The 18,951-nt window shown below is 72.6% G+C and carries 15 protein-coding genes; 3 read left to right on the plus strand and 12 right to left on the minus strand.

Annotation, left to right across the window (positions count from 1 at the left end):
• The first annotated feature begins 102 nt into the window (after window positions 1-102).
• Entirely contained in the window at window positions 103-1,257 is a 1,155-nt protein-coding gene (locus AS97_RS06025) for an isoafricanol synthase (RefSeq protein ID WP_059145469.1), read from the plus strand.
• A 7-nt stretch (window positions 1,258-1,264) separates the two neighbouring features.
• Here the strand turns inward: AS97_RS06025 and AS97_RS06030 are convergent, their stop codons facing one another.
• The 6 genes from AS97_RS06030 to AS97_RS06055 all read right to left on the minus strand — a co-directional run bounded on the left by AS97_RS06030 (window position 1,265) and on the right by AS97_RS06055 (window position 7,908).
• Window positions 1,265-3,097, minus strand: a complete 1,833-nt coding sequence (locus AS97_RS06030) for an AMP-dependent synthetase/ligase (RefSeq protein ID WP_210564461.1) — start codon at window positions 3,095-3,097, stop codon at window positions 1,265-1,267.
• A 407-nt stretch (window positions 3,098-3,504) separates the two neighbouring features.
• Window positions 3,505-3,750, minus strand: a complete 246-nt coding sequence (locus AS97_RS06035; RefSeq protein ID WP_086708648.1) for a DUF397 domain-containing protein — start codon at window positions 3,748-3,750, stop codon at window positions 3,505-3,507.
• 93 nt (window positions 3,751-3,843) lie between these two features.
• On the minus strand, window positions 3,844-5,010 hold the full coding sequence (locus tag AS97_RS06040) for a thiolase domain-containing protein (protein WP_059145471.1): 1,167 nt from the start codon (window positions 5,008-5,010) through the stop codon (window positions 3,844-3,846).
• Window positions 5,007-6,083 carry a thiolase domain-containing protein gene (locus tag AS97_RS06045; protein WP_210564462.1) on the minus strand — a complete coding sequence of 359 codons (1,077 nt, stop codon included), beginning with the start codon at window positions 6,081-6,083 and terminating at the stop codon, window positions 5,007-5,009. Before AS97_RS06045 ends, AS97_RS06040 begins: the two co-directional genes overlap by 4 nt.
• Window positions 6,084-7,043, minus strand: coding sequence for an OB-fold nucleic acid binding domain-containing protein (locus AS97_RS06050; protein ID WP_210564463.1), 960 nt, complete (start codon window positions 7,041-7,043; stop codon window positions 6,084-6,086). It abuts the gene before it with no gap.
• A 58-nt stretch (window positions 7,044-7,101) separates the two neighbouring features.
• Entirely contained in the window at window positions 7,102-7,908 is an 807-nt protein-coding gene (locus AS97_RS06055) for a crotonase/enoyl-CoA hydratase family protein (protein ID WP_210564464.1), read from the minus strand.
• Window positions 7,909-8,073: 165 nt separating this feature from the next.
• Between AS97_RS06055 and AS97_RS06060 the strand changes: the two genes are divergently transcribed.
• Window positions 8,074-9,720, plus strand: coding sequence for an acyl-CoA synthetase (locus AS97_RS06060; RefSeq protein ID WP_086708644.1), 1,647 nt, complete (start codon window positions 8,074-8,076; stop codon window positions 9,718-9,720).
• 48 nt (window positions 9,721-9,768) lie between these two features.
• Window positions 9,769-10,287, plus strand: coding sequence for a GNAT family protein (locus AS97_RS06065; RefSeq protein ID WP_059145544.1), 519 nt, complete (start codon window positions 9,769-9,771; stop codon window positions 10,285-10,287).
• Between the two features lie 8 nt (window positions 10,288-10,295).
• On the opposite strand, the gene AS97_RS06070 is transcribed toward AS97_RS06065, so the two are convergent.
• From AS97_RS06070 to AS97_RS06095, 6 genes are all read right to left on the minus strand, one after another.
• Window positions 10,296-10,898: a chorismate mutase gene (locus AS97_RS06070; RefSeq protein ID WP_086708643.1), complete on the minus strand. Its 603-nt coding sequence runs from the start codon at window positions 10,896-10,898 to the stop codon at window positions 10,296-10,298.
• 232 nt (window positions 10,899-11,130) lie between these two features.
• Window positions 11,131-12,687, minus strand: a complete 1,557-nt coding sequence (locus AS97_RS06075) for an acyl-CoA synthetase (RefSeq protein WP_210564465.1) — start codon at window positions 12,685-12,687, stop codon at window positions 11,131-11,133.
• Window positions 12,688-12,834: 147 nt separating this feature from the next.
• Entirely contained in the window at window positions 12,835-13,938 is a 1,104-nt protein-coding gene (locus tag AS97_RS06080) for a nitronate monooxygenase family protein (RefSeq protein WP_059145478.1), read from the minus strand.
• A gap of 120 nt (window positions 13,939-14,058) precedes the next feature.
• Window positions 14,059-15,615 carry an NAD(P)/FAD-dependent oxidoreductase gene (locus AS97_RS06085; protein WP_210564466.1) on the minus strand — a complete coding sequence of 519 codons (1,557 nt, stop codon included), beginning with the start codon at window positions 15,613-15,615 and terminating at the stop codon, window positions 14,059-14,061.
• 161 nt (window positions 15,616-15,776) lie between these two features.
• A complete protein-coding gene (locus AS97_RS06090) occupies window positions 15,777-17,939 on the minus strand; it encodes a serine/threonine-protein kinase (protein WP_210564467.1) in 2,163 nt (720 codons plus the stop codon).
• A gap of 22 nt (window positions 17,940-17,961) precedes the next feature.
• Entirely contained in the window at window positions 17,962-18,912 is a 951-nt protein-coding gene (locus AS97_RS06095; protein ID WP_210564468.1) for an oxygenase MpaB family protein, read from the minus strand.
• Between the last annotated feature and the right edge of the window lie 39 nt (window positions 18,913-18,951).

Raw genomic sequence — 18,951 nt, forward strand, 5'->3', positions numbered from 1 at the left:
GCACGCGAGGATGACCGGATTCACCGGGGTGGCCAGACGCCGCGCACGCCTGTGGTATGTGCGGCCTCGGCCGCCCGACCGACGAAGGGGGCGGACACGATCATGCACGCGCACGCTTCGCGACCACCGGCCCGGCAGACGACACTGCTGCGCCGGGCGGCCCTGTTCGACTTTCCGGCCTCCGCCGACCTCAGTCCCGGCACGGAGGCAGCCAGGCAGCACACCATCCAATGGCTTTCGCGATTCGGTGTCTTCGAGGACCGCGCGTCCGTCGCCGAGTACGACGCGCTCCGCTTCGACGTGCTGGCGGGCCTGTTCTACCCCCGGGCGACCGGCGCCGATCTGAACCTGGGCAGTGACCTCGTGGGCTGGTACTTCGTCTTCGACGATCAGTTCGACGGCGAACTGGGCTCCCGTCCGGAGGCCGTGGCACGGCTGGTGGCGGACGTCATCCGGATCACCGAGGAGGACACGGCGCACGGCAGGGCACAGGACGGCGGAGGGCCGCTCCTGGAGAGCTTCCGCGACCTGTGGCGACGGATCAACTCCGGGCGGCCGCAGGTGTGGCGGGACCGCTTCCGCCACCACTGGCTGGAGTACCTGCACTCCTACCACCACGAGGCCCTGGAGCGGACCGGCGCCCTGCCCGGGGCCGGCGGGGACGCACCGCGCTCGGTGGAGGCCGTGCTGGCACTGCGGCGTCACTCGATAGGCGTACAGCCCTGTCTCGACCTGAACGAGCCGTTCGGCGGCTACATCCTGCCGCCCGCGCTGCACGGCGGCTTCCCGATGGCGCGGATGCGGGAGGCTACGGACGATGTGGTGGTCTTCACCAATGACATCGCTTCCCTGGACAAGGAACTGGCCGTCGGCGACGTCCACAACAGTGTCATCGTCCAGTGGGAGCGCGCGGGTGGTGAACTGGAGGACGCGGTAGGCCATATCGCCGACCTGGCCAACGCACGCTATCGGTGGTTCGAGGAGACCGCGGCCAGGCTGCCGGCGCTGCTCACCGAGGCGGGGGCGGACCCGGGCACCCACCACGCCGTGCGGCGCTACGTGGACGGCATGCGGCATGTGATGACCGGCAATCTGGGCTGGTCGCTGCGTACGGCACGCTACGACGAGCGGGGCACCGAGGCGGTCAGCGGGGGACGGCAGCGGCCCTGGGCCCAGTTGACCGGCGCGGAGGAGCTGATCCGCGCGGGGCGGGGCGCGCCGCTGCCACCGCTGGGCAGCGGCTCGGGGTCCCATTAGCCGGGGTTCAGCTCGCGTAGAGCTGCTCGATCTGTGCGGCGCAGACCTTGTAGACCGCGTCGCGCCGCAGTTTGAGCGAGGGCGTCAACAGTCCGTCCGCCACGGTGAATTCCTTCGGGAGAATACGGAAGGCCCTGATCGACTCCGCCCTGGACACCGAGAGGTTCGCCGCGGAGACCGCCTGCTGGATCTCCGCGTGCAGCGCCTTGTTCGCCGACGCGTGCTCCCGGCCGACGGGAAGCCCCGAGCCGACCACCTGGTGCCAGCGCGCCAGCATCTCGGCGTCCAGGGTGATCAGCGCCCCCACGAAGGGGCGGTTGTCGCCCACCAGGACGCACTGCGAGATCAGCGGATGCGCCCGCAGCCGCTCCTCCAGCGGCAGCGGGCAGACGCTCTTACCGCCGCTGGTGATGATGATGTCCTTCTTACGGCCGGTGATGGTGAGATAGCCCTCGCCGTCGAGGAACCCGACGTCTCCGGTGCGCAGCCAGCCGTCGCGCAGCGCGGTCCCGGTGGCCTTCGGATCGTCCAGATAGCCCTCGAAGACGGTGTCGCCGCGCACCCATACCTCGCCGTCCGGCGCGATACGCACCGTCGTGCCCGGCATCGGGCGGCCCACCGTGCCGTGCCGGGGCCGGCCGGGCGGCTGCGCGGTGATCGCCGCCGTGGTCTCGGTGAGGCCGTAGCCGTTGTAGACGGTGATCCCGGCGCCGGCGAACGTCAGCCCCAGCTCCCGGCTGAACGGTGAGCCACCGGTGACCGCGTAGCGCACCCGGCCGCCCAGGACGGCTCTCAGGCGCCGGTAGACCATGCGGTCGAAGACGGCGTGCATGGCCCTGCGCCCCGGGCCCGGTCCTTTCCCGCCGCCCTGTGCCTGCTGCTCGACGGCCGCCGCGTAGCGCCTCGCCGTGGCCATGGCCTTCTGGAAGACCACGCCCCTGCCCGCGTCCTGGGCGGCTGTCCGCGCGGCCGCGAGGATCTTCTCGAAGATGTAGGGCACCGCGAAGACACAGGTCGGGCGGAAGCTCCGGAAGGACGGCAGCAGGACGGACGGGGTGAGCTCGGGTTCATGCCCCATGAGGATGCCGCCCCGCACACAGAGCACTTGGACCATCAGTCCGTAGATATGCGCCAGCGGGAGGAAGGCGAGGATGGCGGGCCGCACCCCCGGCTCGGCGAACAGCCCGCTCCAGCCCGCGAACAGGGTGTCGCATTCGGCGGCGAGATTGGCATGAGTGATCACGCACCCCAGGGGCTGTCCGGTGGTGCCCGAGGTGTAGCAGATGACCGCGGTACAGCGCGGTTCCACGAGCCAGCGCCGCTCGGTGACCAGTTCCTCGTGGACGTCGGCGCCCCGCCGCCACAGCTCCGCCACGCACCCCTGGTCCATCTGCCAGATGGAGCGCAGCCAGGGAAGGGCGTCGCAGACGGCGCCGACCGTCATGGCGTGGTCCTCGCCCTCGACCACCACGGCCACGGCCCGGGTCTGGGCCAGGATCCAGCGCACCTGCTCCGCCGAGGAGGTGGGGTAGACGGTCACCACCTGGGCCCCGACCGACCACAGGGCATAGCTGAACAGCGTCCACTCGTACCGCGTCCGTGCCATCAGGGCCACTCGGTCCCCGAACCGCACGCCCTCGGCCAGCAGGCCCTTCGCCAGCGCCAGCACCTCGTCCCGGAAGGTCCCGGCGGTCACCGGAGTCCACCGGCCGCGGTCGGTGGCGTCGCGCCGGGCGAGCTGGGCCCTGTCCGGTTCGCGGTCCGCGAGTTCGTAGACCGAGTCCGCGAGCCCGCCCGCGCGCAGTGGTTCCACCATGTGAGGGAGACTGAATTCGCGCACGACACCCCCTGTTTTCGGCCGACTTGCCGCCCCGGGCAACGGGGAAGTGGGAGGGAAAACTACCCGCCGGGGCCGGGGCTGCATAGAGCGGTGGACGATTCTGTTCCGGCCCGCGGAGACCTACTGCGACCTGCCACCGTTACCATGAGTCACCCTCACGTTTCACCACAGGACGTGAAGGAGTCGTGAACCTCCGGTGGCCACATGGAAAAATGGGCCCCTCGGTCGTGTCCGGCGAGGCATGGATCCATCAGGGCGTTCCGCGTCCTGATCCTGGCCGATAACGCACTCACCGCTGTGGGCCGGGCGCCGCGGGGCCGGGTCCGTGGCGCGCTCTTCCGAGGGGCGACATGCCAGGGGCGGGCGGGTCCGGCCGGACCCGCCCGCCCCTGATCGGCGGTCCCGGTTCAGGTGAGGTCGAACTCGCCCTCACGCGCGCCCAGGACGAAGGCGCGCCACTCGGCCGGGGTGAAGATCAGCGCCGGGCCCTCGGGACGACGGCCGTGGCGCATCGCGATGAAGCCCTCGACGAAGGCGATCTCCACATCGCCCACCCCCTGGCTACTCGACTGCCACTGGGCGCCCGAGAGGTCGAGATCGGGCTTCTCTGCGCTTCCTGTCAGTGGCTGTGCGGTGGTGGTGGTGTCGGCCACGTCAGCTCATCCTCCCGGATCGTCGTCCGCGCCCCACCCTAGCGATCGTGACCGGTGCCGCACAGGCCACGAAAGAAGGACTGAGGAGGAGACTCAATTGGCGGGCGGCGTGTCCGCGACCACCCACATCGAGAAGAACTGCGAGCCCCCGCCATAGGCGTGGCCGAGCGCCTTACGGGCGCCGTCGACCTGGTGTTCGCCCGCCCGTCCGCGCACCTGGAGTGCGGCCTCGGCGAACCGCAGCATCCCGGACGCGCCGATGGGGTTGGTGGACAGCACCCCGCCGGAGGGGTTGACCGGAAGCTCGCCGTCGATCTCGGTCACCCCCGACTCGGTGAGCTTCCAGCCCTCGCCCTCGTCCGCGAAGCCCAGGTTCTCCAGCCACATGGGTTCGTACCAGCTGAAGGGCACGTACATCTCCACCGCGTCGATCTCCCGGCGCGGATCGGTGATCCCGGCCTGGCGGTAGACGTCGGCCGCGCAGTCCCGGCCCGCCCTCGGCGAGACGCAGTCCTTCCCCGCGAAGAGCGTCGGCTCGCTGCGCATGGCGCCGCCGTGCATCCAGGCGGGCGGATACGGGGCACGGTCCGCCCCGGCCCGGTCGGTGAGCACCAGGGCGCAGGCGCCGTCCGAGGAGGGGCAGGTCTCCGAGTAGCGGATGGGGTCCCACAGCATCGGGGAGGACCGCACCTTCTCCAGCGTCAGATCGTGTTCGTGCAGATGCGCGTAGGGGTTGCGCAGGGCGTTGCGGCGGTCCTTGTACGCCACGAGGGCGCCGATACCGTCGGGCGCGCCGGTGCGCCGCATGTACGCCCGCACGTGCGGGGCGAAGAAGCCGCCCGCCCCGGCCAGCAGCGGCTGCTGGAACGGGATGGGCAGGGACAGCCCCCACATGGCGTTCGACTCCGACTGCTTCTCGAAGGCGAGGGTGAGTACGGTCCGGTGGACACGGGAAGCGACCAGGCCCGAGGCCACCAGCGCGGTGGAGCCGCCGACCGAACCGGCGGTGTGCACGCGCAGCATCGGCTTGCCGACCGCGCCGAGCGCGTCGGCGAGGTACAGCTCGGGCATCATGACGCCCTCGAAGAAGTCGGGCGCCTTGCCGATGACGACGGCGTCGATGTCCGCCCAGGTCAGCTCGGCGTCGTCCAGGGCCCGTACGGCGGCCTCCCGGACCAGCCCGGCGATGGAGACGTCCCGGCGTGCGGCGGTGTGCTTGGTCTGGCCGATCCCGACGACGGCCACCGGCTCCTTGGTCACAGGACATCCCCTTCCAGGACCGCCACCAGGTTCTGCTGCAGACACGGGCCCGAGGTGGCATGGGCGAGGGCCCGGTCGGCGGCGCCGCGGTGGATGGCGTCGGCGGCCTCGCCGAGGCGGATCAGCCCGGCGGCCATCATGGGGTTGGCGGCCAGCGCCCCGCCGGACGGATTGACACGTACGCCCTCCCCCAGCCGCAGCTCCCGGCGGAGGATCAGCTCCTGCGAGGTGAACGGCGCATGCAGCTCGGCCAGGTCGGCGGGGGCCTCGAAGGCGCCCGCGCGCTCGGCGGCGAGCCGGGTGGACGGGGAGCGGGTGAGGTCCCGTACGCCGAGGCTGTGCGCCTCCGTCCGGTGGTCCATGCCACGGATCCAGGCCGGGCGGCGGCAGAGCCGGCGCGCGGTGTCCCCGGCGGCGAGCACGACGGCGGCCGCGCCGTCGCCGACCGGCGGGCAGTCGTGGCGGCGCAGCGGCCGCACCAGATACGGGTCGTCCAGCAGGGCCTCGGGCGGCGGTGAACCGGTCACCTGCGCATGCGGGTTGTCCTCGGCCGCGGTCCGGCTGCGCGCGGCGACCGCGGCCAGCGCCCGCTCGTCGGCGACGGTGCCTTCGGCGTCTTCCGCGTCGAGCAGCGCCTGGGCCTGGAGGGCGGCGAGGGAGACCGAGTCGGGCCACAGGGGCGCCACGTAGTACGGATCGAGCTGGCGGGTCAGGACCTCCCGCAGATCGCCGGGCGAGGACTTGCCGTAGGAGTAGACGAGCGCGGTGTCCGCCTCGCCCGTCAGCAGCCTCGTCCATGCCTCGTACAGCGCCCAGGCGCCGTCCATCTCCACATGGGACTCCGAGATCGGCGGCCAGGCGCCGACGCCGTCGAGGGCCATGGTGAAGGAGAAGGCCCGGCCCGCCAGATAGTCGGAGGAGCCGGAGCAGGTGAAGTCGATCTCGCCCGCCCGGAGCCCGACGGCGTCGAGCACCTGGTGGAGGACGGGCATCAGCATCTCGACCTCGGAGACCTCCGCGCTGTCGCGCCGGTGGTCGCTCTGGCCGAAGGCGACGATGGCAACCTCTCGCATCTACAACAGCTCCTTGTAGGTGTCGTAGTCGGCGTCGGGTTCGCCGGTGGGGCGGTAGTGGTCGGGGTAGCGGCTGTCCTCGCTCCATACGGGCTCCACGCGCAGCCCCATGCGCACCTGGTCGTAGGAGATGCCGCCGACGCGCCCGTGGAGGGCCAGACCGGCCCCGTCCAGGGCGATATGGGCGTAGACATAGGGCACTTCGATATCGAGGTTGCGGGCCTTGATGTTCACGATGCAGAAGGTGGTGACCGTGCCGCGCGGGCCGACCTCCACCTGCTCGTCGGTGGCGACCCCGCAGGTGGGGCAGGCGCCCCGGGGCGGGACGTACACCTTCCGGCAGGACGGGCAGCGCTCCCCCTGGGTGGTGCGGTCGCCGAGGGCCTTCAGATAGCGCGACTGGGCGCGGCCGGGTGCGTAGGTGTAGTCGAGGCGGGCGGGGGCCACGATGCCGGTGACGGGGTCGGTGAACTCCCCGCTGTGCGGCACGGCTTCGCCGCCCCCGGCGCCGTCGTACGGTTCGAAGCAGGCGATGTCGGTGATGGCGCCCACCCGCTCCGTGGCCCAGCGGACGCGCACCCGCATACCGGTGCGCACCGCGTCGGGGCCGGGCGCGTCGAGGGCGTGGAGGAGGGCGGTGTCCGCACCGTCCAGCCGCACCAGTACCCAGGCGAAGGGAGTGTCCAGGGGTTGGCCGCGGCGCGCCGCGGGGTTCCAGGCCCAGGTGGTGACGGTGCCGGTGGGGGCGACCTCGACGAGGTCGGACAGCTCGTCGGCGGTGACCGGGTCGTATTCGACGGGCGGCACCAGTACCCGGTCGTCGGTGGTGCGCACGCCGAGCACGGTGCGTTCACGCAGTCCGGTGAGGAAGGCGCTCTGCACCGGGCCGAGGGAGCGGGTGAAGGGGAACTCGACGACCAGAGGCGCCTGGAGCACCTCGGGTGAGGGAGCCGGGGTCATGGGGGTGCGTCTCCTTCCGCGCGGCCGGCGTGGGGCGGCGGCCTGAGGTATTGGGGGATCACGCCCGGCGGTAGACCGGCGGCCGTTTCTCCGCGAAGGCTTTCGAACCCTCCTTGGCGTCGGCGGTGTCGAAGACCGGCCAGCCGCGTTCGAGTTCGGACTTCAGACCGTCGGACTCGGTCATCTCGGCGGTCTCGTAGACGGACGCCTTGACCGCCTCGACGGCGAGCGGACCGTTGGCGTTGATCAGCTCGGCGATCTCCAGGGCCTTCTCCCGCGCCGTGCCGTCCGGGACGACATGGCCGATCAGTCCGATCCGCGCCGCCTCCTCGGCCGGGTAGGGGCGCCCGGTGAGCAGCATCTCCAGGGCGTGGGTGCGGGGCAGCTGGCGGGCCAGCCGTACGGTGGAGCCGCCGATGGGGAACAGCCCGCGGCGGACCTCGAAGAGCCCGAAGGTGGCGCCGCGGCCCGCGACCCGGATGTCGGTGCCCTGAAGGATCTCGGTGCCGCCCGCGACACAGGGGCCCTCGACGGCGGCGATCACCGGTTTGCGCGGCCGATGGTGGCGGAGCATCGCCTTCCAGTGCAGATCGGGGTCGGCCGCGAGGCGGTCGCGGACATGCTGCCCGTCCATCCGGCCACCGGCCGCGAGCGCCTTGAGGTCCATTCCCGCGCAGAAGGCCCCACCGGCGCCGGTGAGCACCACGGAGCGCACGGCATCGTCCTCGTCGGCCTCGGCCCAGCCGTCGTACAGCCCGACCAGCATCGGCAGCGAGAGCGCGTTCCTGGCCTCTGGCCGGTTCAAGGTGAGCACCAGGGTCGCGCCGACGCGCTCGGCGATGAGGTGTTCGGTCCCGCTTGTCACGACGTCCTCCCGTCTCGAGACCTAGAACAGGTTGCAGCAGGGGAAGGCCGACTTCAAGAGAAATCTGATGCTCAGTCAGATTTCTTCGACCGGGGGCCTTCCCACCTCATCCCGGCCCGGCTCTAATGAGCGCCGAGCCGCCGGATCGAGGGGTCAGGAGGAGTCATGGAGTACAACCTTGCCGACCTGTTCGAGTCGATCGTCGACACGGTGCCAGGCAGAGAGGCGCTGGTGTACCTGGACCACCCCGGCACCGGAGCCGAGCGGCGGCTCACCTACGCCCAGCTCGACGCCGCCGCCAACCGGCTCGCCCACCATCTGCGGGACAGCGGAATCGCTGCGGGCGAGCATGTCGGGCTGCATCTGTGCAATGGCGTGGAGTACCTCCAGACCGCTCTGGCCTGCGTGAAGATCCGGGCGGTGCCGGTGAACGTCAACTACCGCTACGTGGAAGACGAGTTGGTCTACCTCTACCGCGACGCGGACCTGGCCGCGCTGGTCTACGACGCCGAGTTCGGCGAGCGGGTGGCCGCCGCGCTGCCGCACACCGACAGCCTGCGCCATCTGGTGCGGGTCGGCACCGGGGACGGCCCCCGTACGTCCGTGGCGTTCACCGACGCCGAGGCGTCCGGGTCACCCGAGCGCGGCTTCCCGGCGCGGTCCGCCGACGACCGCTTCATCATCTACACCGGCGGCACCACCGGTATGCCCAAGGGCGTGATGTGGCGGCAGGAGGACCTCTTCTTCTCCGGGCTGGGCGGCGGCGCTCCGACCGGCCGGCCCGTCGGGCGCCCGGAGGAGCTGGCCGAGCGGGTGGCCGCGGGCGGCGAGGGGCTGGTCTTCTTCCCCACTCCGCCGCTGATGCACGGCACCTCCACCCTTACGGCCTTCATCGCGTTCAACTTCGGCCAGAAGGTGGTGCTGCACCGAAAGTTCGTGCCTCAGGATGTCCTGAGGACGGTCCAGAAGGAGAAGGTCACCACCGTCTCGCTGGTCGGCGACGCGATGCTGCGGCCCCTGGTGGACGCCCTGACCGGCCCCCTCAAGGGCACCGACCTCTCCTCGCTGCTCAGCGTCAGCAGCTCGGGCGCGATCCTGTCGGAGACCGTACGCGCCCAGTTCGCCGAGCTCGCCCCGCACACCCTGCTGCTGAACAACTTCGGCTCCTCGGAGTCCGGGTTCAACGGCACGGCCACCGACGACTCCGGCCCCGAGAAGGGCTTCCGGCTGCACGTCAACGCCCGTACGACGGTGGTGGACCCGGCGACCCTCGCCCCGGTGGCACCCGGTGAGCCCGGCCGGATCGCCCAGCGCGGCCATGTGCCGCTCGGCTACTACAACGACGCGAAGAAGACCGCCGAGACGTTCTTCGAGGCGGACGGCGAGCGCTGGGTGCTGCTCGGCGACATGGCCACCGTCGACGAGCAGGGCGTGATCACCGTCCTCGGGCGCGGTTCGCAGTGCATCAACACCGGGGGCGAGAAGGTCTATCCCGAAGAGGTCGAACAGGCCCTGAAGGCCCATCCGGACGTGTACGACGCGCTGGTGGCGGGCGTCCCGGACAGTCGCTGGGGCCATCGCGTCGCGGCCGTCGTCCAGCCCCGGACACAGACGTCCGCGCTCACCGCCGACGCTATCCGCGACCACTGCCGGGAGCGGCTCGCGGGCTACAAGATCCCGCGTACGGTCGTCTTCACCGACCGCATCCAGCGCTCCCCCAGCGGCAAGGCGGACTACCGATGGGCGCGCGCGGTCGCACAGGACGCGGACCGGGACACCGCACACCGCGGCGGGACCGCCGGCGCCGACTAGGCTGACCGGGTGAACCTTCCTCCTGTGCCCCTCGCCGACGGGATCACGATGCGGATCCCCGTCCCGGATGACGCCGAGGCGCTCGCTGACGCGTACACGCGCAACCGTGCGCATCTGCGCCCCACCAGCCCGCGGCGGGAGGAGAGCTTCTTCACCGCCGACGGCCAGGTCGCCCGGCTGCGGGACCAGCTGGAGCAGTGGGAGTCCGGCCGGATGGTCCCCTGGGTGCTGGCCGGTGCCGAGCGGATCCTGGGCACGGTCACGCTGTCGCATATCGTCCTCGGGCCCTGGCGCAACGCCCATCTCGCCTACTGGCTCGACGCCGGGCACCTCGGCCGCGGGCTGACCACCCTGGCCGTGCGGTCCGCCTGCCGGGTGGCCGACGAGCAGCTCGGACTGCACCGGATCGAGGCCAGCACACTGGTGGAGAACGTCCCGTCCCAGCGCGTCCTGCTGCGCTGTGAGTTCACCCGGATCGGCATGGCGCCGGACTATCTGCACATCGCCGGCGCCTGGCGGGACCATCTGCTCTTCCAGCGCGTCCTCAACGACCGCCCCTCGGCCTGACGGGCACCTTACGGCGCCGCCCGCTCGCACACCGACGGCAGCGACCGCCCCAGCGCCACACTGTGCAGCGCGTCCAGCCGCCGCCCATGGATCACCGCCGCGGCCCCGGCCGTGAGCCGTCCCACGCAGGAGGGGGCCTCCCGCACGGCCGCCGAGTCCGCGATGGCGCGCACGAGTTCGCCGTTGATCCGGTTGATCTCCAGCCGGATCCGACCGAGGTCGGGACGTTCGGTGGGCGCCTGCGAGGGATCGGCGTCCCAGCGGCGGTAGAGGCCGCGCTGGACGACCTTGCTGGCCTCGATCTGGTCGCGGAAGATCCTCGACGTCGCCACGGGGTCGGCGCCCAGCTCCTCGGCCTGCCGCGCCACCGCGTCCAGCACCTCCCGCTCCCGCGCCGGGTCGTCGATCGGGCTGTCCGTGCCCCACTTCGCGGCGGCGACCTCATCGGCCACCAGCACCCGTTGCGCGGAGAGATCGACCAGCGGCCGCAGGGTGCCATGGACACGGGCCGGACCCGCCGGAGCGGCGAAGGCGGCGGTGGCCCCCGTGGCCAGCACGGCGGTGGTCAGCGCGGCGATCAGCGCATGACGCGGGGACAGATGCGGTCGCATGGGCGGGGGTTCCTCTCTCGCAGGACGGGCGGCCCGAGGCGTCACCCCGACGGCCCCGGAGGGGCGCCGGACGGGTTCTGGAACGATAGGACGCCGCACCCTCGGCACGCCACGGGGCCGGTCCCGCGGGACAGCGGAACCGTTCCCATGGCGCATTGGCCGGATCAGGCGGCGCCGGCACTACTTGGCGCTACTGGCCACTACTGGCACTCAGCAGGCCGCCCCCACACCCTCACTGCGACCCCGCGCCCTCCCAGTACGGCGCGCGCAGCCGCCGCTTGTAGAGCTTGCCGTTGGGGTCACGCGGCATCTCGGCGATGAACTCCACCGACTTGGGGCATTTGTAGCCCGCCAGCCGGGTGGCGCAGTGGGCGAGGATCTCGGTGGCCAGATCGGGCCCCGGCGCATGCCCCTCAGCGGGTTCCACGACCGCGATGACCTGCTCGCCCCAGTCCTCGTGGGGGATCCCGAAGGCGGCGGCGTCGGCGACGGCCGGGTGGATGAGCAGCGCGGCCTCGATCTCGGCGGGGTAGATGTTGACCCCGCCCGAGATGATCAGGTCGATCTTGCGGTCGCGGAGGTAGAGATAGCCGTCCTCGTCCAGGAGGCCGAGGTCGCCGACGGTGAAGAAGTCGCCGATGCGGTTCTTCTCGGTCTTGCTCTTGTCCTTGTGGTAGGCGAAGCCCCCGGTGCTCATCTTCATGTAGACGGTGCCGAGTTCACCGGCCGGGAGCCGGGTGCCCTCGTCGTCGAAGATGGCGAGCTCGCTGATGGGCCAGGGACGGCCGACGGTCCCCGGCTTCTTCAGCCAGTCCTCGGCAGTGGCGAACGCGCCGCCGCCCTCGCTGGCCGCGTAGTACTCCTCGATGCAGCCGCCCCACCACTCGATCATCGCGCGTTTCACATGGTCGGGGCAGGGCGCGGCGCCGTGGATGGCGTGGCGCATCGAGGAGACGTCGTAGGACCGCTTGACCTCGTCGGGGAGGGCGAGCAGCCGGTGGAACTGGGTCGGCACCATATGGGTGTGCGTACAGCGGTAGGTGTCGATGAGGCGCAGCATCTCCTGGGGCGTCCACTTGTCCATGAGCACCAGGGGATGGCCGATGTGCAGCGACGAGCTCGCGAACTGCAGTACGGCGGTGTGGTAGAGCGGTGAGCACACCAGATGGACGTGGTCGGGCTCCTCGGAGCGCGGGGTGATGCCGAAGAAGCGCAGAAAGCCGCCGAGGTGGCTCTCCTCGGGAAGCTTTCCGGTCAGCGCACGGCGGATGCCACGCGGACGGCCCGTGGTGCCGGAGGTGTAGTTCATGACCCAGCCCAGCTCGCGGTCGGCGGGCGGCTCCTCCGGCTGCCCCTCGATGAGCTCGGCGTACGGGCGGAAGCCGTCGATGGCGCCGACCGCGTAGCGGTGGGTCGCGGGCAGCCCCGCCTCGTCGGCGGCCGCCGCCGCCCGCTCGCCATAGCGCTCATGGGCGATCAGCACCTTGGCGCCGGAGTCGGAGACGATCCAGGCGATCTCGGGGCCGACCAGATGGTGGTTGACCGGCACCAGATAGAGCCCGGCCTGGGTGGCGGCGAGGGCGGCGACGAAGAACTCCACCCCGTTCGGCAGGACGACCGCCAGGGCGTCGCCGCGTCGCAGCCCGGCGGCGCGCAGCCCTGCGACGAGCCGGTTGCACGCGCTGTGCAGCCGCCCGGCGGTCCACTCCTCACCGTTCGGGGCGATGAGCATGGTGCGGTCGGGCTCGAGCGCGGCCTGGGCCCAGAAGCCGTTGGGTGTAGGGGACATGGCGGTCCGGTCCTCCTTCTGACGGCGGTGTCAGGCGGTGTGGGGCGGGGGGGCAGGCGAAGTGGGGCGGGGGTCAGGCGAAGAGGGGCGGAGGTCAGGCGAAGAGGGGCGGAGGTCAGGCGAGGTGGGGCAGGTTGTGGCGGGCCGTCAGGCGCGCTTGGCGATGCGGAGGACGCGGTCGATGGCGCGCTCGAAGCCCCGGGTCAGATCGTCGAAGACGGCCTGGACCGGGCGGACCTCGTCCATCCGGCCGACGATCTGGCCGACCGGCGTGCCGAGCAGCGGTTCCACCTCGTACTTCTGGATACGGGAGACGGCCTCGGCGACGAGCAGCCCCTGGAGCGGCATGGGCAGCGGGCCCGGGCCGTCCGAGTCCTCCCAGGCGTCGGTCCACTCGGTGCGTAGCTGGCGGGCGGGCTTGCCGGTGAGGGCGCGGGAGCGCACGGTGTCCCCGGAGCCGGCCGCCAGCAGCTTGCGGATGAGGGCCGGCGAATGCAGTTCGGCCTCCTCGGTGGTGAGCCAGAGGGAGCCGATCCAGACGCCCTGGGCGCCCAGCGCCAGCCCGGCGGCGATCTGCTCACCGCTGCCGATACCGCCCGCTGCGAGCACGGGCAGCGGGTCCACGGCCCGCACCACCTCGGGGGTGAGCACCATGGAGGCGATCTCGCCGGTGTGGCCGCCCGCCTCGTACCCCTGGGCGACGATGACATCGAGCCCCGCCTCCTTGTGGTGGAGGGCGTGGCGGGCGCTGCCCGCGAGGGCGGCCACGAGGATGCCATGGTCATGGGCGCGGGCGACGACGTCGGCCGGGGGCGAGCCCAGGGCGTTGGCCAGGAGTTTCACGGGGTAGTCGAAGGCGACGTCGAGCTGACTGCGGGCCACCTCCTCGAGCCAGCCGGTGATCCGCCAGCCGGACGCCTCGCCCTCGGCCAGCTCGGGGACGCCGTGCTTGGCGAGGGTGTCCCGGACGAAGGCACGGTGGCCTTCGGGGATCATCGCCTCGATATCGGCCTCGGTGACCCCCTCCACCTTCTTCGCGGGCATCACGACGTCCACGCCATAGGGCTTGCCGTCGGCGTGCTCCTCCATCCAGTCGAGGTCGCGGGCCAGCTCATCGCCCGCGCCGTAGCGGACCGCGCCGAGCACACCGAAGCCGCCGGCCCGGCTGATCGCCGCGGCCACGGCGGGGAACGGCGTGAAGCCGAAGACGGCGTGCTCGACACCCAGCCTTGCGCTCAGCTCCGTCTGCATGGTCGGCAGGATGCCGCAGGGGGGCGGACGAAGGAAGAGTTTTTCTGACGCTACGTCAGATTCAAGAAAAGAAAAACGCGCCCAGGCCCGCCGGAAGGACTCTCCGAGGACTCTCGGGCGTCACTTCCCCAGCACCGCCATGGCCGCGTTGTGCCCGGGGATTCCGCTCACCCCGCCGCCGCGCACCGCCCCCGCGCCGCACAGCAGCACATTGGCGTGACGCGTCTCCACGCCCCAGCGGCCGGTGCCCTCCTGGGCGTACGGGAAGGCCAGATCCCGATGGAAGATATTGCCGCCGGGCAGCCGCAGCTCGGCGTCCAGGTCCAGCGGGGTCTTGGCCTCGATGCACGGCCGGCCGTCGGCGTCGTGGGCGAGACAGTCGGTGATCGGCTCGGCGAGATGCGTGTCCAGCTCCGCGAGGGTGGCGCACAGCAGGGCGGCGCGCGCCGCCTCATTGTCCTCGGTGAACAGCCGGGCGGGGGTGTGCAGTCCGAACAGGGTCAGCGTCTGATAGCCCTCGCGTGCCAGCTCCGGACCGAGGATCGACGGATCGGTCAGCGAGTGGCAGTAGATCTCCGACGGCGGCCGGTGCGGCAGCTCCCCCGCGGCCGCCTGGCGGTACGCGTCCTCCAGGGCGCCGTACCCCTCGGCGATGTGGAACGTCCCGGAGAACGCCTCGCGCGGGTCCACCTCGCGGTCGCGCAGCGCGGGCAGCCTGCGCAGCAGCATGTTCACCTTGAGCTGCGCCCCTTCGGCGGGCGGGGCGGGCGGCTCCTCGCCCAGCAGCCGGGCCAGCTCGCGCGGCGCGGCCCCGACGAGCACATGCCGGGCGGCCGTGGTGGACTCCCCCGCCTCGCCCTCGTACCGCACCTCGGCCGAGGTGCCGTCGGTGGCGATCGCGGTGACCTCGCACCCGGTCGCGATCCGCACGCCCGCCGCGCGGGCGGCGTCGGCCAGGGCATCGGTGAGCGCGCCCATGCCGCCGACGGGGACGTCCCAGTCACCGGTGCCGCCGCCGACCACGTGGTAGAGGAAGCAGCGGTTCTGGGCCAGCGACGGGTCGTGGGCCCGGGCGAAGGTGCCGATGAGCGCGTCGGTGAGGACCACGCCCCGGACGAGGTCGTCGTCGAACGCCGCCTCGACCGCCTCCCCCAGCGGCCGCTCGAACAGCGCCTGCCACGCCGCGTCGTCCCCGATCCGCGCCCGCAACTCCTCCCGGGTGGGCAGCGGCTCGGTCAGCGTGGGGAAGACGCGCTCGGCGACGCGCTGGGTCATGCCGTAGAAGCGCTGCCAGGACTCGTACTCCCGCTCCGAGCCGGTCAGCCGCGCGAACGCGGCGCGCGTCCGGGCGGAGGAGCCGGCGTCCACCAGCAGCCCGGTGTGGCGCCCGCCCCGGACCTCGGGCGTATACGAGGACACCACGCGCTTGCGCACCGCGAAGCGCAGTCCGAGGTCGTCGACGATCCGCCGTGGCAACAGGCTGACCAGGTAGGAGTAGCGCGAGAGCCGTGCGTCCACGCCGGGATAGGGCCGTGTGGACACGGCGGCGCCACCGGTGTGGCCGAGGCGCTCGAGCACCAGCACGCTCCGCCCGGCGCGGGCGAGATACGCGGCGGCGACCAGACCGTTGTGACCGCCGCCGACGATGACGACGTCATACGCATCGCTGTGAGACATGCCCTCTGGTTAGCACGCGCTGATCGCCGGGGCCAGGGCGCCGCAGGTCACCCCGCCGCGCCGCCCCGACGGCCGCGCCGTCTCGCCCGGCCCTGCCGCCCCGCCGCCTGCGCCACCTCGACCGCCCAGACCACCTCGCCCAGCCCCACCACCCCGGCTGCCTAGGCCGTCTCGGCGCGCCGGCCCAACCGCTCCAGGCAGTGGGCCTCGTCGCCGCGGCTGACAAGGGTGTCGGGATGGTCGGGGCCCAGGACGCGGGCGCGGGCGCGGGTCACCCGGCGGTAGCCGTCCAGCGCGTCGGACCAGCGGCCGAGCCAGCCCAGGGCGACGGCCACCTCGCGTCGGCTGACCAGGGTGTCCGGATGGTCGGGGCCCAGGGCGCGCTCGCGGAGGTCACAGACCTCCCGCGCCTCGGCGAGCGCCTCCTCCCAGCGGCCCAGCCGGCCGAGGCTGACACCGAGGCCGTGCCGGGCGCGCAGGGTCTCCGGATCGGCCGGGCCGTGGGCGCGGATGCGGTCCTCGACGAGGGCGCGGTAGACCGCGAGGGCCTCCGTGCCCCGGTCCAGCCGCCCCAGTCCGACGCCGATCTCGTAGCGGGCGGCGAGGGTGTCGGGATGGTCGGGGCCGAGGATACGGGCGCGGTCGGCGGCCACCTCGCGGAAGATGTCCAGGGCCTCCCGCCAGCGGTCGAGGCGGCCGAGGGCATACGCCACCTCGTAGCGGGTGACCAGCGTGTCGGGGTGGCCGGGGCCCAGCACCCGGGCGCGGTCGGCGGCCACCCCCTCCGCCATGCGGTACGCCTCCTCCAGGCGCCCCAGACAGCCCAGGTTGAAGGCGAGGTTGTGACGGCAGCGCAGGGTGTCGGGGTGGTCGGCGCCCATGGTGCGCTCGCGGGCGGCGAGCACGGCCGCATAGAGGTGCTGGGCCTCGGTGAAGCGGCCGAGGCGGCCCAGGGTGAACGCGGTCTCCTGGCGGGCGGCGAGGGTGTCCGCGTGGTCGGGGCCCAGGACGCGCCGGCGGCCCGCCGCGACCCGCTCGTACTCGCGCAGGGCGTCGCCGGGGCGGCCCAGGATCCCGAGGGCGAAGGCGGCCTCATAGCGGCTGGCGAGGGTGTCGGGGTGGTCGGCGCCCAGCGCGCGCTCGCGCTCGGCGGCCACCGCGCGGTGGGTCGCCACGGCCTCCTCCCAGCGCCCCAGCCGCCCCAGGTCCAGCGCGGCGCGGTGCCGGTCGGCGAGCCGGGCCCGAACCCCGGGCGCCGGTGCGGGCAGCGCACTGCCGCGGCGTCCGGTCCAGGCGCCGGTGAGTGCGGCCGCCGCGTCGGGCGGGGTCGCCGACAGCAGTCCCACGCCGCCGGATTGCGCCTTGGACCCGGTGGTCATGTCCTGGGCCCAGGCCGGAAGTCGGGGGGCCGGGGCTCCGGCGGCCGGGAGCGCGCCGCGCGGCTCGGGGAGCGGCGCCGCCGTCGGCCACCGGGACGGGTGGGCCGGCGCGATCCGCTGGGCGAGCTCGGTGGCGTCGCGTGGACGCCCCTCCGGGGTCTTGGCCAGCAGATCGAGGACGGCGCGCTCGAACCGCTCGGGGAGTTCGGGCCGGTGGCCGCGCGGCGGGGCGGGCTGGGTGTGGCGGTGGCCGACGAGGACCGCCCACGCGTCGTCGAGGGCGAACGGCGGCGCCCCCGTGGCCAGTTCGTAGAGCACACAGCCCAGGGAGTACAGATCGCTGCGGTGGTCGACCGGGCCGCCCGCGATCTGCTCGGGCGACATGTAGTGCGGGGTGCCCATGGCGACGCCGGTGCCGGTGAGCCGGGAGGTGAAGCCGACGTCATGGCCGAGGCGGGCGATGCCGAAGTCGCAGAGCTTCACGGTGCCGTCGGTGAGCCGCATGATGTTGGCCGGCTTCAGATCGCGGTGCACCACGCCCTGGTCATGGGTGTAGGCGAGGGCCGCGGCGACCTGCTCCGCGATGTCCAGCACCTCGGGGACCGGCAGCGGGCGGCGCTCGTTGTCCTTCAGCAGCTGGCTGAGGTTACGGCCCTCCAGCAACTCCATGACCAGGTACAGCGCGCCCTCGTACTCGCCGAAGTCATGCACCACCGTGACCCCGCGGTGCTGCAGCGCGGCGGCCACCCGCGCCTCCCGGCGGAAGCGCTCGCGCACCACACCGGTGAACGAGGGGTCGTGGCGCGACCCCAGCGGTTTGAGGCATTTGACGGCGACGTGGCGGCCGAGCGACTCGTCGCGCGCCCGCCACACCTCGCCCATTCCCCCGCGCCCGATCCGGTCCAGCAGCCGGTACCGGTCCTGGATCAGCCTGATGTCCGCCATGCTCCCCCTGCCTTGGCGGAAGTCAGCTTCCGCCGCCCCCGTGGAGACCGGCCGCGCGCGGCCGCGCCCCCGTCGCATCCCCGCTGTCCAGTATGGCCGCGTTTCTGCGCAGTTTGTAGGGCGAGGGGCGGCTGCCCGGTCCGAGCCGCTCGACCGCCCGCATGATGTGTTTCGGCGGGAGCTGCCAGCGGGCCGTGGGCGGGATGCAGCGCAGCGCCCTGCCCATCGCCCGCAATCGGCGGGTGACCACGGCGGGCGGGGGCGCGGGGCGCCCGTACAGTTCGTGGGCGTACGGGGGCAGGGACCCGTAGGCGAGCGCGGCGAAGCGCCCCCAGATCGCCTCACGCGCCGGGATGAGCAGGGCATGGACCGGGGGCCGCCGCAGAAAGGCGTCCACTTCGCGGGCCTCGGGGGTGTTGGCGAGCTGGGGGCGCACCCTCGCGAAGTACGCGGCGAGCGCCGCCGTATCGGCCGGTACGTCGGCGGGGCCGAGGCCGACCAGCCGGGCGGACACCACGTTCTCGGCGACATAGGCGTCCGCCTGGGCGTCGGTGAGCGGATAGCCGGAGCGGCGCATCACATGGAGGTACGAGTCGATCTCGGCACAGTGCACCCACAGCAGCAGCTCGGGCTCGTCGACGCCGTGCCGGACACCGGTGACGGGATCGGTCAGGGAGAGCCTGCGGTGAATGCCCCGGACCTTGGCGCCGGCCCGCTCGGCGGCCTCGGTGGTGCCGTAGGTGATGGTGGCGACGAACCGCGCGGTGCGCAGCAGCCTTCCCCAGGCCTCCTTGCGGAAGTCGGAGTTCTGGGTGACGCCGCGCACCGCGAGCGGATGCAGGGCCTGGAGGTACAGGGCGCGCACCCCCGCTATCCACATCACCGGGTCGCCGTGCATCTGCCAGGTGACCGACCGGGGGCCGTAGAGCCCCGGGTCGGCGTCCGCTCCGCCCTGCCGTATGGCCGCCGCCATGGCCACCACCTCCCGACGGCAAGCCTAGGCGGCACCGGA

Source organism: Streptomyces sp. AgN23, assembly GCF_001598115.1.
Taxonomy (GTDB): domain Bacteria; phylum Actinomycetota; class Actinomycetes; order Streptomycetales; family Streptomycetaceae; genus Streptomyces; species Streptomyces antimycoticus.

Coding starts and splice junctions, on each gene's coding strand:
- AS97_RS06090 (WP_210564467.1), bottom strand. CDS start 17,939: ATGGCGGACATCAGGCTGATCCAGGACCGGTACCGGCTGCTGGACCGG.
- AS97_RS06070 (WP_086708643.1), bottom strand. CDS start 10,898: ATGCGACCGCATCTGTCCCCGCGTCATGCGCTGATCGCCGCGCTGACC.
- AS97_RS06075 (WP_210564465.1), bottom strand. CDS start 12,687: ATGTCCCCTACACCCAACGGCTTCTGGGCCCAGGCCGCGCTCGAGCCC.
- AS97_RS06045 (WP_210564462.1), bottom strand. CDS start 6,083: ATGCGAGAGGTTGCCATCGTCGCCTTCGGCCAGAGCGACCACCGGCGC.
- AS97_RS06050 (WP_210564463.1), bottom strand. CDS start 7,043: ATGACCCCGGCTCCCTCACCCGAGGTGCTCCAGGCGCCTCTGGTCGTC.
- AS97_RS06060 (WP_086708644.1), top strand. CDS start 8,074: ATGGAGTACAACCTTGCCGACCTGTTCGAGTCGATCGTCGACACGGTG.
- AS97_RS06065 (WP_059145544.1), top strand. CDS start 9,769: ATGCGGATCCCCGTCCCGGATGACGCCGAGGCGCTCGCTGACGCGTAC.
- AS97_RS06025 (WP_059145469.1), top strand. CDS start 103: ATGCACGCGCACGCTTCGCGACCACCGGCCCGGCAGACGACACTGCTG.
- AS97_RS06095 (WP_210564468.1), bottom strand. CDS start 18,912: ATGGCGGCGGCCATACGGCAGGGCGGAGCGGACGCCGACCCGGGGCTC.
- AS97_RS06085 (WP_210564466.1), bottom strand. CDS start 15,615: ATGTCTCACAGCGATGCGTATGACGTCGTCATCGTCGGCGGCGGTCAC.
- AS97_RS06080 (WP_059145478.1), bottom strand. CDS start 13,938: ATGCAGACGGAGCTGAGCGCAAGGCTGGGTGTCGAGCACGCCGTCTTC.